Source organism: Paenisporosarcina sp. TG-14, assembly GCF_000297555.1.
In the GTDB taxonomy this organism is placed as follows: Bacteria; Bacillota; Bacilli; order Bacillales_A; family Planococcaceae; genus Paenisporosarcina; species Paenisporosarcina antarctica.
The window spans coordinates 56,677-69,718 of record NZ_AMGD01000028.1 but is presented as its reverse complement, the minus strand read 5'-3'; the positions used below and the strand labels follow the sequence as shown (position 1 = coordinate 69,718).

The window sequence follows — 13,042 nt, the reverse complement described above, 5'->3', positions numbered from 1 at the left end:
TGCTTGTGTTTGGAAAAGAGAAGAAAACACTGAGTATTTCCTCAGTGTTTTTCTAGTTCTAATTTTTAGTAAGCCTAGTTTTCATCTCTACTTATTAAACTTAAGCACGAATTAGTTCAATATGAAATGATAATTTAATAAAGCATCCTGTTATCCCTTTAATAATTTGTGTTGTTTACTGTTTTTAGGAATGACTATCAATTTAGTAATTAAAAAAATACCAAGAAATATAAAACAACTTAAAACAGTTTTATCGCTTGTAACTAGATTTGACTGGATTATTTGTATTCCGACTAATACGTTTAATGTAAAAGAAATGAGAAAACCCAAAAGTGAGACAGACTCTAGATAGTATCCAATTAATGTCCTTTTGTAATTAGATAAATCTGTTTTTCTAAGTCGTTGGATAGTCATAATATGTTGGATTTGTCTAACTAAACCGTATGTTGTACCTATTATTACAAATACGACCATAACGTAACCAATTGAATCATCCACTATTTAACACTCCTCTTTTTTCGATTTTTCTAATATATTGCGCTCAACTAACCTGCATCATTAGTTCATTGAAGAAATATCTTTTATTTATTATACCAACAATATCCATTTTCACCTCTAAAATTTTATAAAAGCACCTCCAAATGAGGTGCTAATTTGGGTTATATTTGGCTGTTTATTTTGATAATAAAACAGGTTTGATTTGATCGTTTATTTAGGAATAAGTGATCCAAAACCGAACGGCTTAGCATTTACCACGCGTCCGTCCGTAACGGAAATCGACAGAATATTTGTATTTAGAATGTTCGTGTTTACATCCGGTTTTATTAATTATGAAATTGACTCAATTCGTACTATAATTCACTTCCATCATTCACTTATTATCGTGCAATAAGAGTTCAAAAAAATTCCAAAAAACAATTGACATTATTCTGAAGATGCAGTATTGTTTGATATTAACGAAAACAAACTTGAAAATTTAATAAAGTATCTCTTATCAAGAGTAGCTGAGGGACTGGCCCGTTGAAGCTCGGCAACCACTTATTTTCGAATAAGATGGTGCCAAATCCTACAAAACGTATACGTTTTGATAGATAAGAGAGGACTTTGTATTTAGTGAATTCTGCATCTCTCTGTCTTGTGAAGAGGGGTTTTGAATTTAATACATACTGTGCCTCTCTTTCTTATGAAAGAGGGGTTTTTTGTATTTCTACAATTTTTTTTAGTCTTGATGAAGTACTTTAAGGAGGTGATGGGCAATAAAAAAAGAGATGAAAGTATGACAGTACTTTCATCCCTTGTAACCATACGATAAACCCTGAGGAGGGCTTAGATCGCTTTACTATTTTAACATTTAAGCGTATTTACGTCCATGTCAGGAAAACCCTGAGGAGGAAGTTAAACATGAGTGAATTAAAATATGCGTATTGGGTTCCGAATGTAAGTGGAGGTCTAGTTGTCTCTAAATTACCCCAAGAAACCGATTGGTCATTTGAAGCCAATAAAAGATATGTGCTAGCAGCAGAAGATGCGGGTTTTGACTATGCCCTTTTGCAAACACGATTCTTTGCAAGTTATGGAGCGGAGTATCAACTTGAAGCGGCAACATTAGCAGCGGCACTTGCCAGTGTAACGAAAAAAATTAACCTAATCTCAGCTGTGCATCCGGGGCTATGGCATCCAGGTGTATATGCAAAAATGATGGCGACATTAGATCATATTAGTAATGGGCGGGCGGCAGTCAATGTAGTTAGTGGCTGGTTCAAAGGAGAGTTTACGGGATATGGAGAGCCTTGGCTTGAGCATGATGAGAGATATCGTCGTTCAGAAGAATTCATTAGAGTTCTTAGAGGACTGTGGACAGAGGAAGAAACCACGTTTAAAGGCGATTTTTATAGAATTAATGGGGCCCCACTAAAACCCAAGCCCGTTCAAAAGCCAAGTCCACCTATTTTTCAGGGAGGCAATTCAAGAGCAGCAAAAGAAATGGCTGCCAGAGTTTCAGATTGGTATTTCATGAATGGCAACACAAAGGAGGGCTTTAAAAAACAAATTGAAGAAGTGAAAGAGTTAGCTAAAATAGAAGGCCGAACACTCCAGTATGCCGTCAATGGATTTGTTATTGTGCGCGATACGGAAGAGGAAGCAATTGCAGTGTTGCGTGATATTGTGTCAAACGCTGACGTGGAAGCTGTGAAAGGTTTTGGGGATGCAGTGAAACAAGCGGGAGCTTCATCAAAGGAAAAAGATGGCATGTGGTCAAATTCCACATTTGAAGATCTGGTCCAGTATAATGACGGCTTTAAAACGGGGTTAATCGGTACTGCTGAACAAGTGGCAGATCGCATCATTGAGCTGAAGAAGTTAGGCGTTGACCTTATCCTGACAGGTTTCCTTCATTATGAAAAAGATATTAAGGATTTCGGTGAAAAAGTGATACCGCTAGTGAAGAAAAAAGAAGCACAATTACACAAGGAAGTGGTGAGCGTATGAAAATTATCGGCCTAACTGGAAGTTTATCATCTTCATCTAAGACATTTAATGCTGTTGACAAAGCCCTTGATTTTGCAAAGTACAATAACCCTGAGATAGAAACAATCCATCTCCATTTAAAGGATCTATCAGTAGGCTTTTGTGATGGTAGGGACCCTGCACTTTATGAAGGAGATACCAAATATTTGATTGATCAACTAGCAAATGCGGATGGCTATATTATTGGTTCGCCCATTTACCGCGGTACCTATACAGGTGCTTTGAAAAATGTATTTGATTTAATACCAAATGACGCTTTAAGAGGGAAGGTAGTTGGCTTCATTGCAACAGGAGGAACATATCATCATTATTTGGCGCTAGAACATCAGTTTAAACCCCTTGCAGGTTACTTCAAAGCGCATGTAGTCCCGGGCAGTGTGTACATTCATAATGAACACTTTACAAACAAAGAAATAAGCAGTTACGAAATTCTTGAGCGACTTGAAGCATTGGCAAGTGATGTAGTGAGCCTTACACGTTTGATCGATAAACGTTTTGAGGGAGCTGATCAACCTGCCATTCCGAGAAAAGTGCTGGTCTAGAAATGTACACATAAAAAAGGGAGGTAAAAGTACGGGAATACTTTTACCTCCAAAATAAAGATATGTAATCACTAACACCCTATCAGTGGATGTAATAATGAAATTATCTGAATATTTTACCATATGTAAGACTAGTAGTCTATGATACAAGCGCTTAATGAGCCGCTTTACAGGTACTAGACATTAATGAAATACCATATTGAATGATCCGTGACTGTTTGACTATAAAATAATTATCAATAAAACACAGGAGGTAGCATCCATTATGTCTATTGATTTATTGGAACGACCAACCTATTTAAAAAGTACAAGAGACTATTACGAAGAGATTCGAAAAGAAATCCGAAGCATTGTGAATGAAGTCATATTGCCGAACGCGGACATTACGGATGTAGAAGGACGTTTCCCGAGAGAAAACTTAGAGGCTTTAGTTAAAAATGGATGGGGAAATATTCTTGTCCCTAAGAAATATAATGGCTTGGACCTTGATCATGTGGCATTTGCCATAGTGGCAGAAGAAATCGGTAAAGCATGTGCGTCAACAGCACTTGTTTATGTCATGCATGTAGGGGCGATTCAAACCATCACTCTTTATGGAAGTGAAGACCAGAAGGAACGCTGGTTAAAACCGATTGAAAAAGGATGGATTGGAACATATTCTACTAGCGAAAAAGCATCAGGAGGACACTGGTGGTACAATTTCAGCCAAGCCAAGCGTAGCGGGGAAGATTATATTTTACATGCAGATAAATCGTTCACAACAAGTGCAGGTCAAGCCGATTTCTATGTCGTTCAAACTCGTAGCCCGGATGCTCTAGATGCAACGGATATTAGCTTTTTCATCGTAGACGGCAAGCTACCAGGTATTAAAGCGCAAATATGGGATGCCCTAGGTGTACATGGCAATCATAGTGGCCCAATTTCTTATCACAATGTACTAATTCCCAAACGCGATATCCTAGGTGGAGAAGGACGTGGGAAGGATATTCTGCTACACGGCGTATCTCCTATTTACCTGATCGGACTTGGATCTGCCTGGTTAGGTGTAGCTGAAAATGCACTTCAACTCGCAACGGAGCACGCGACGAAAACGGTTCACCGAGACTTTGACAATCGCATAGGCGATTATCAAGTAATCAGACAACAACTGGCAGAAGCTAAAATATTAATCGAGAGTACAAAACCTTGGCAAATCGATCTCGCTGAACAATTAATTATTTTACAATCTGAAGGAAGAGACCAAGGAGAGTTAACTTTGCCTCTTACAGAATTCAAAGTTCATGCTTCTGAAGTAGCGAATAAAGCGACGCGAACGGCGATGGATGTCAGCGGCGGTTATGGATACAAAAAAGGTCCAATCGAACGTCTTTTCCGTGATGCACGAGCTGGAATCGCCATGGGTCCATCCAATAATATTGCAAGGGAATGGGTAGGCAAGGGGCTTCTAGGACTTCCGCTCGAATTGTGGACAAAAGGTGGAGAATAACAGGCTTGGCACGTATTGATCTAGTTAAGCTTCATTTATAACAGGTCATTTCCTATATAAATGAACTATTTCATCTAACGAGGGCTCATTTGCTGCGATGTTGATGTCGATTAAAAGGGGGGATAACAGGCATTGCAAGTATTGATCTAGTTAAGACTATTTATGTTAGTTTCATTTCCATCTAGATGAAACTGATCCATCTTCAGAGCGGCTCATTTGCTGCGGTGTTGATGATTCACTATACCGTCCCAGGTCGAAACAATTTTTGGCGTTTATAACAGGTCATTTCCTATATGAAAAAAAATTCATCTTCAGAGCAGCTCATTTGCTGCGATGTTGATGATGTAAAAAAGCACCCTCAGTAAGAGAAATGATAAACAGGTAATTAGTAACGCGATAAATAGATTTACAATTTTGATTATTTAGATTAAAATAAAACCTACCAAATAACTAGGAATTAGGGGAGATTATATGACAACTCAACAATTATTAAAGGTGAACACAAGTGGAAAATGGGAAAGTGGTTTGAAAACGTCAATATCGGTTAGAGATTTTTCACCATTAATTGTTGATGAACCAAAAAGTCTAGGTGGTACTGATGAAGGACCAAATCCTGTTGAATATGTATTGGCTGGGTTGTCTAGCTGTACTTCCGTTATGATTGGGATCATTTCGAAAGAAAAGTCTTTTTCCTATCAAGGCGTAGATTTTGTAAATGATGGAACACTAGATTTACAAGGATTAATGGGAATCAAAGGGATTTCACCACATTTTCAAAATGTGAATTTTGACGTTATTATTAGTACGAATGAAGATCTTTCTCGGATAGAGGAATTAAAAGAAGAAGTAGAAAAAAGATGTCCTGTTTATAATTTATTAATAGATGCAGGTGTTAAGGTAGAAACAAATTGGATTAAGAAATAGGTTAGATTCAGAAATGATGTTAGTAGGTTGTGTTACTACAATGGGTTTTTCGATAATTCATTGAAGTCTTTTTATTTGCGACCAAACAGACAATCAATTTACTGTATATTTACTACACGCTGTCGTCCAGATTGTCGTAAACCAGTCAATGAACAACAAGTGGGTTAATTAATAAGGGAAGAATACTCCTTTTTTAATAATGATAATTGAATAACACTTCTTTTTATATGTGAACAAAAATCAGGCTGGATTACTCCCAAAGAATTGAGAGTAATCCAGCCTAAAGTGTATTTGTTTTTCTCATATCCCTTGGCAAATGAACTAAGGAACCATTTTCCTTAAAACAGGTATCTTTCGAATGATATATGTAATCATTGAACTGACAATTAGGATTATTATAACATTCAAGGGTATCGCAATAATGGAATGAAATTGAATATTTATTTTATCGAATACAGCGGCTAAAAGATAGTTGAGAACCAAAACATGAACTAAGAAAATTCCAAAGCTTGCTTGACTAAACCAATTTAGGAAGGCATTGATATCTTGTTTTGATTTAAACAAAATATCTTTAAATAAAGTAAATAATCCCACTGAAGTAAGCAATACGGTTATTGAGTGATACTCATACCAATACTGTTCTAGTACTCCTTGGTTTTTAATCGTTCCATAATAAGTTAAAAAGAATGTACCCAATAATCCAAGGATCAGTAAAATTTGGGAATACAAAATATTTTTCTTGGAAAATTGGTATTTTAATAAATAATAACCTAACACAAAATACCCTACAAAGTTTGTAACAAAAAATAACTCGATTTTTATACTAAAACCAACAAGATACACCATGAATTTTAATAAAACCGAAGCAAATATCCATAACCCTAAAAAATACTCGACATCTCTTTTGGATGAATGTTGCATTAGAATTTTTACTAATGGTGTAATTAAATACAACCCAATAATTGTATACATAAACCATAAATGATAGATGATATCATCTGTCAGTAATTTATAAATAAAATTTTTGGTTGAATAATCGTATTCATTACTGAAAGAACCTGCTAAATAATAGATAATACTCCATAATAGTAAAGGTATCGCTATTTTACTTATTCGCTTTTTCAAAAATTGACTATAGGGAAGAGAACGATTGTCATTTAAAAGAAGAGCTCCACTGATCATGATAAAAATTGGAACTGATGCACGTGCTAATGATTCAAAAAAGTTACCGCTAAGCCAACCTGACAAGCCTGTTTCAAAAGGATTAGCTCTGACCGCAGTAGCTGATACATGAATAGTGATTACAGCAATAGTCGCATAAATTCGTAAGTAGTCTAGATAATAAAATCTTTTCATTCTTTACACCCCTATAGATAGGTTTTTAATAACACTTATACTGTGTAAGAATAGCATATAAGATTTAATTTATGAGTTATCTCACAATCTTTAATTTTATTCGCATAGAGTATTCAAATGTTAATTCCGGATGCTCCTGGAATAACCACATAGCTTTTGCCTCATCCATCACGGAATCCCCACCAATACCGATTTCCCAGTATGGCTCAAAAATCATTTAAAACTTTTGCGCCATCTTGGATTATTTGTACGATATGGAAACAAAAATCAATGATATATATATAAAAAGCCATCATGTAGTGGATGATCATTCAATCCACTACATGATGGCTTAATTAATAAAATCTATCTAATTCTTAATACTACAACTTAAAAAGTAACATCCTCACCATAATAAGCGGCTACAAATAGATTTTTCATTTCCGCTTCTGTAGTTTCACGAGGATTTGTACCAGTACAAGGATCCGTCATGGCGTTAGCAGCCATCACATCTACATGCTCTTTAAATAATTCTTCAGACACACCGAATGCTTGTAGTGTTTTTGGAATCCCCATATCAGCATTAAGCTGATGAATATAGGCAACTAAAGAATCAACAAGTTCATCGTTTGTCTTGCCTTCTAAACCAAGTCTAGTAGCAATCTTAGCAAAGCGTTCTGTTACAACTGTACGGTTAAATTGAATGACATAAGGTAAATAAATCGCGTTGGCACGACCGTGTGAAATACCAAAAGTAGGACCACTTTTGTGAGCCAAGCTGTGTACATTCCCTAGTACCGCATTGGCAAAAGCCATACCAGCCATTGCTTGTGCGTTATGCATTTCTTTACGAGCCTCTTGATCACCATTATATGAAGCAAGAAGATTATCTTTAACGATTTCAGCAGCTCCGATAGCTAAAGAATCAGTGAAAACAGTACGCGGTTTAGCCACATATGCTTCAATACTATGCGTAAATGCATCCATTCCTGTATCCGCTGTGATGTTATCAGGCATACTTTCTACCATCACTGGATCAATGATTGCAATATCAGGAGTCAATTCAAAATCAGCTATTGGATACTTTATTTTGGTCTTTTCATCAGTGATTACGGATAAATTTGATACTTCCGCACCACTACCACTTGTTGTTGGAATACCAATAAACTTGGCTTTTGTGCGAAGTTTAGGCAATGTGAAAGGTATTGCCGCCTCTTCAAATGTTAATTCCGGATGTTCATGGAATAACCACATAGCTTTTGCCGCATCCATCACGGAACCCCCACCAATGCCGATAACCCAGTCTGGCTCAAAATCATTTAAAACTTTTGCGCCATCTTGGACCATTTGTACAGTTGGTTCTATATTAAACCCTTCAATAACTTTCGTTTCAACGCCTGCTTCGAGTAGGAGTCCTTCTATTTTTTCAAGGTTTCCGTTTTTCTTTACGGATCCTCCTCCGATTACAAGTGCAGCTTTCTTACCTTCGAGTGTTTTTAATCTATCGAGAGCCCCATCACCATAAAAGACTTCTCTTGGAATTGTAAAACGGTTCATAATAAGATTCACTCCTTCTGTTTTGTCTACAAGGATTAGTGTAAACCATGTAATTAATATAAGGAAGTACGCACTTATTTGTGATATAGTATCTAAAAAGATACTATGGAAGGACATGGTGATGTAGATGAAACGAAATATAGATGATTTGAATTGTGAAAAAGAATTAACGTTGTCAATAATTGGTGGTAAATGGAAAATGATCATCATTTGGTATTTGGGTAAAGAGGGAACGAAGAGGTTTAGTGAATTAAAAGCACTCCTTCCAAATATAACGCCTAAAATGATGACGAATCAGTTAAGAGAACTAGAGGCTGATCAGATTGTTCATCGGGAAGTTTATGCTGTGGTTCCTCCAAAAGTAGAATATTCGCTTACAGAAAATGGAGTGACTTTAATGCCGATACTGGAGTCGATGTATTCTTGGGGAAAAAATTATATGGATACAGTGGTAAATGAAGACGAAATTATTTAATAAAGTGAATATAAAAAGAGCAGCCGAAGATACAATTTCGGCTGCTCTTTCATATTTCACCTATTTAACAAGTAACTCTAATTGAATAGGTTGAATTGCTCTTTGTAGTGTCTTTGCTTCTTCTTTGTTTAAAGGAATTATGGGTAGGCGAACTCCACCAACATCAATGCCTCTCATATTTAGGGCAGCTTTAACTGGTGCTGGGTTTGGTGCAGCGAATAATGCCTCCATAATAGGAAGGAGGGTACTATGGATAGATGCTGCAACATCTAAATTCCCAGTTTTAAAGTTTTTAATCATATCTTGCATTTCATTCCCAATGATGTGTGAAGAAACCGAAATAACTCCAGCACCACCGATGGCTAAAACAGGTAATGTTAGCCCATCGTCACCACTATACAAGCTGAAGTTACTAGGTGTTTGGCTAATGATTTGAGTCATATGATTTAAGTCACCACTTGCTTCTTTAATCGATACAATATTGTCGATTGCCGAAAGTCTTACAATCGTTTCTACGGTCATGTTTACTACACTTCGTCCAGGAATATTGTATAGCATTACCGGCAATGATGTTGCCTGGGCGATGGTTTTAAAATGTTGATATAATCCTTCTTGAGAGGGCTTGTTATAGTATGGAGTGACGAGCATAATTCCGTCGACTCCTGTTTCTTCTACTCGCTTCGTTAAGTTGATCGATGCTCTCGTATCGTTTGATCCAGTTCCCGCTATAACAGGGACTCTTCCATTAACAACCTCTACAACAAATTTAATTAACTTAATTTTCTCTTGTGTGTCTAGTGTAGGAGATTCACCTGTTGTTCCTGCTACAACTAAACCATCCGTACCATTAGCTATCAAATGGTTAATTAAAGCCTTTGTAGCGATAAAATCAATCTCACCTTGCTGATTAAATGGTGTCACCATTGCTGTTAAAACTTGGCCAAATATCATTACTTTTCTCCCCTTTTATATAGTTTATAAAATATAGAGGTAGTGAAGGCCGTATTCTTGTAAACGCAAAAAAGCAACAACGAGGGTCCGCTGTTGCAATAGAAACGTAACTTTATTAGTCCAAGTCGTCCCTATGCGTGGATAGCCCTCCATATAGTTTGCCTATATGACAGTTCCGTATTTATTCAATAACAGAACCAGTTTTGAGAACATGAGATTCTCTCTACTTCGGCAAATATCCCTTTCAACAACCATTATAGGATCTCATTATCCTCAAATTGTTTACTATTGATGTTTGCGCCTCTATCCTCACTTCAAATATTTTGAAGTAAGAAAGTATTTAATTAAATCTACTTTACCAATAAAGCTTTGTAGATGCAAGGGAATATAATTAGTATTAGATAAATTAGGGAAATAATATAGAAGAGACGGCAGAAAACCACCTTCATCAGTAGGATTGATGAAGGGCACTGAAAAAGTTGATTTATAATTTCTTAGTTATGGACTAGTAAAGGTGATTTCCGTTTCAGGCGGACGCTTTCCGCGGAGCGAGCGCCAAGCCTCCTCGTCCGCTAGCGCTACCTGTGGGGTCTCGTCTGTCTCGCTTTTCCCGCCGGAGTCGCCGCCTTCCACTTCAATCACTTGTTAATGTCGCAGTAAACCTCAAACGAATTATGACCTTGCTGAAGGAATCATAGTAAGCAATACGAAATGTCGCCTTTTTCAATTTAAACACACTTATAAACTTTAATAATGTAAGTTTTTCAACGATTGATGAAGAGGGGAGTTGCAAAATCTTAGCACTATTCCTGAATTTATTTCGTAGTAGGAGTTTCTTTCTCAGCTGGCTTCAAGTCCAACCATACTTTTAGATATTCTGATAAATTAAAGAAATAATATCGGTAGAGACGGCAGATGCTTTCCTAATTGGTTGACTAAAGATGTGACACTTATTCCACGGAGAGAAGAGGCCAAGGATGCAATTTCGGCCACCATTTAATATCTTTAACTATAATCATTAGTCCAACTCCAAAAAAATTTTTCCAATGTTACTAACTGAAATGGGCTATTCATATAGTGAAAGCAGATGCTAATCCTTACATATTAATAAAAATCTCGAGGTGAGATAATGATTAATCGAAAAAAACCTGCCCAGTCTAGTTTGGAAAGAGTGAATGAATTGGAGCTAAAGTTAAAAGAACTGAAAGAAACACCTAACAGTTTTCCTCTGATCAAAAGGAAAAGCAGTTGAGAAATGAATTGATGAGATTGAAAGTCAAATTGAACATGGTGAGTGACGAAGAAAAGGTTGGCTTTATAGAAGAACTGATGGAAAATGCTTTATACGCAAAGACTGGAGAGTATCGGGATTCTAACGCAGCGACTTATGTATACAAAAATATTCTTCAGATTGACCGCGATAATCCGGAAGCCCATTATCGTTATGCGTATTTAGAATATGACAATAGACAATGGTTGCGATTGAACATTTTCAATGGGCGATAGACATCCATAAGAGAGATACATCTAAATTTCCATTAGCTGAAGATCAGCTTAACAATAAATGAACAAGAAAAGCCATAGGCCAAATTTGTCATGCTGGTTGGGTATTAATCCGCAAAAATTTTACAAGGAAAAACCGTAATAAGTACACCTGGGATTAAGGATGATATAGAAAATGCAGGGGCAACATGGTTGGATGAAACTGTTGTTGTGGATGGCCACCTCATCTCTAGTAGAAGACCGCCGATTTTATCTGATTATACAAGAGAGTTTATTGAAGTTCTAGCAAATAAAAATAAGAATAACTTAGAGTTGGACAAAGAAGGAATTTTTTAGCTCTTAAATTTTACATTATGTAAAATGCTAATAGTTTAGAAAAGAATTACAATATTATGAAAGATATAATTTTTCATAATATTTAAACTATTATCAAATAATAAGATATTCTACTTATGAGGATATAGTGATTGATAAGACTTTTTTTCGACAACTATGTATCGGGGGAGATTCTATGGCATTTGGTGCGAGTATGGTAATTAATGACGTGACAAAATATTATAAAAATAATTTTAAAGCTGTAAACAATGTAAATCTTGTTGTTGAAAAAGGGGAATTCTTAACTATCTTGGGCCCAAGCGGATCTGGTAAAACATCGCTTTTAAAATTAATTGCTGGATTTGAACCATTGAGCGAAGGGTCTATCAAATTAAATGATATTGATATCTCAACGGAAGAACCTTATTTACGCAATATAGGAATGTTATTTCAAAACTATGCATTGTTTCCCCATATGACAGTTTTTGAAAATGTTGCTTACCCTCTTAAACTTCGAAAATTATCAAAAACTGAAATAAAACAAAAAGTAAATGAAATTTTAGAACTCGTGGAACTAACCTCCTTTTTAAATCGGTATCCTAAACAATTATCTGGGGGACAGCAACAACGAGTAGCTCTAGCTAGAGCAATTGTATTTAATCCACCTTTGCTCCTTTTGGACGAGCCCTTGGGTGCACTTGATAAAAAGCTTCGTCAAACAATGCAAATTGAGATTAAGAGAATTCAACGAGCCGTTGGAATTACTACGATTAGTGTCACACATGATCAAGAAGAGGCACTTACGATGTCAGACAGAATTTGTGTAATGAAAGAAGGAAAGGTAATGCAGGTTGATACTCCAGAAGGTTTGTATCGTAGACCGGCTAATCAATTTGTAGCTGAGTTTATTGGGGAGATTAATCTTTTTGATGGAACGATCGAGAGTATAACTGATAGAAAGGCATATATTAGGCTTGTAAACGGTATGGTTTCCGCTGTAGCCCTTGAAAATCCTAAAGATTTTGTTAGCCAACAGAATGTTTTACTTGCAATTAGACCTGAGGAAATAAGGATTTCTAAAGAAAAAGGAACATTTGACACTGAATTTAATGTAAAAGTAAAGGAATCCATTTATGTAGGTGAGGCGTTGAATATTACTACCACATCGCCATTTAACAAGGATATCTTTATAAAAATCCCATCCTACCTAGCTAGGGAAATTAAAAACGAGAATGAGATTTACATAGGTTGGGATTCCACCAACGCAACGATTGTTTTACGTGATGACCAAGACATTACAGAAGAACAAGCAACTGTAAAAGAAGAACCCATTAGAAAAGTGGTAATGACAACTAGTATTCCATAAAGTCTGAGTATGATAGTTACTTCAGAAATTGAAGTCTATATAGAAGAAGATAGGGGGAA

At 36.2% G+C, this 13,042-nt stretch carries 11 protein-coding genes, 1 pseudogene and 2 riboswitches; of the genes and pseudogenes, 8 read left to right on the top strand and 4 right to left on the bottom strand.

Annotated features, from left to right (window positions below):
• Window positions 1-150 precede the first annotated feature (150 nt).
• On the bottom strand, window positions 151-498 hold the full coding sequence (locus C406_RS0110085) for a hypothetical protein (protein ID WP_017380497.1): 348 nt from the start codon (window positions 496-498) through the stop codon (window positions 151-153).
• 490 nt (window positions 499-988) lie between these two features.
• Window positions 989-1,098, top strand: a riboswitch (SAM riboswitch).
• 303 nt (window positions 1,099-1,401) lie between these two features.
• On the opposite strand from C406_RS0110085, the gene sfnG reads away from it, so the two are divergent.
• The 4 genes from sfnG (at window position 1,402) to C406_RS0110065 (ending at window position 5,481) form a co-directional block, all read left to right on the top strand.
• On the top strand, window positions 1,402-2,490 hold the full coding sequence (gene sfnG / locus C406_RS0110080; protein WP_017380495.1) for a dimethylsulfone monooxygenase SfnG: 1,089 nt from the start codon (window positions 1,402-1,404) through the stop codon (window positions 2,488-2,490).
• Window positions 2,487-3,071 carry an NADPH-dependent FMN reductase gene (locus tag C406_RS0110075; RefSeq protein WP_017380494.1) on the top strand — a complete coding sequence of 195 codons (585 nt, stop codon included), beginning with the start codon at window positions 2,487-2,489 and terminating at the stop codon, window positions 3,069-3,071. The genes sfnG and C406_RS0110075 overlap by 4 nt, the downstream gene beginning before the upstream one ends.
• Before the next feature lie 265 nt (window positions 3,072-3,336).
• Window positions 3,337-4,557: an acyl-CoA dehydrogenase family protein gene (locus C406_RS0110070; RefSeq protein ID WP_017380493.1), complete on the top strand. Its 1,221-nt coding sequence runs from the start codon at window positions 3,337-3,339 to the stop codon at window positions 4,555-4,557.
• Between the two features lie 471 nt (window positions 4,558-5,028).
• Complete coding sequence (locus C406_RS0110065) at window positions 5,029-5,481, top strand: OsmC family protein (protein WP_017380492.1); 453 nt, start codon at window positions 5,029-5,031, stop codon at window positions 5,479-5,481.
• Window positions 5,482-5,802: 321 nt separating this feature from the next.
• On the opposite strand, the gene C406_RS0110060 is transcribed toward C406_RS0110065, so the two are convergent.
• Together C406_RS0110060 and C406_RS0110050 are read right to left on the bottom strand one after the other, a co-directional pair.
• Entirely contained in the window at window positions 5,803-6,837 is a 1,035-nt protein-coding gene (locus tag C406_RS0110060; protein ID WP_017380491.1) for an acyltransferase, read from the bottom strand.
• A gap of 369 nt (window positions 6,838-7,206) precedes the next feature.
• Window positions 7,207-8,373 carry an iron-containing alcohol dehydrogenase gene (locus tag C406_RS0110050; protein WP_017380489.1) on the bottom strand — a complete coding sequence of 389 codons (1,167 nt, stop codon included), beginning with the start codon at window positions 8,371-8,373 and terminating at the stop codon, window positions 7,207-7,209.
• A gap of 127 nt (window positions 8,374-8,500) precedes the next feature.
• On the opposite strand from C406_RS0110050, the gene C406_RS0110045 reads away from it, so the two are divergent.
• Window positions 8,501-8,848 carry a winged helix-turn-helix transcriptional regulator gene (locus tag C406_RS0110045; protein ID WP_017380488.1) on the top strand — a complete coding sequence of 116 codons (348 nt, stop codon included), beginning with the start codon at window positions 8,501-8,503 and terminating at the stop codon, window positions 8,846-8,848.
• A gap of 60 nt (window positions 8,849-8,908) precedes the next feature.
• Here C406_RS0110045 and dapA read toward each other — a convergent pair whose 3' ends face one another.
• On the bottom strand, window positions 8,909-9,799 hold the full coding sequence (gene dapA, locus C406_RS0110040; RefSeq protein WP_017380487.1) for a 4-hydroxy-tetrahydrodipicolinate synthase: 891 nt from the start codon (window positions 9,797-9,799) through the stop codon (window positions 8,909-8,911).
• A gap of 134 nt (window positions 9,800-9,933) precedes the next feature.
• Window positions 9,934-10,113: riboswitch (Lysine riboswitch) on the bottom strand.
• 949 nt (window positions 10,114-11,062) lie between these two features.
• Between dapA and C406_RS0110030 the strand changes: the two genes are divergently transcribed.
• From C406_RS0110030 to C406_RS0110020, 3 genes and pseudogenes are all read left to right on the top strand, one after another.
• Window positions 11,063-11,305, top strand: coding sequence for a hypothetical protein (locus C406_RS0110030; protein ID WP_155966724.1), 243 nt, complete (start codon window positions 11,063-11,065; stop codon window positions 11,303-11,305).
• Window positions 11,306-11,370: 65 nt separating this feature from the next.
• Window positions 11,371-11,638, top strand: a pseudogene (locus C406_RS19495) (DJ-1/PfpI family protein); the annotation flags it as partial.
• A 127-nt stretch (window positions 11,639-11,765) separates the two neighbouring features.
• Entirely contained in the window at window positions 11,766-12,983 is a 1,218-nt protein-coding gene (locus tag C406_RS0110020; protein WP_237740538.1) for an ABC transporter ATP-binding protein, read from the top strand.
• Window positions 12,984-13,042 lie beyond the last annotated feature (59 nt).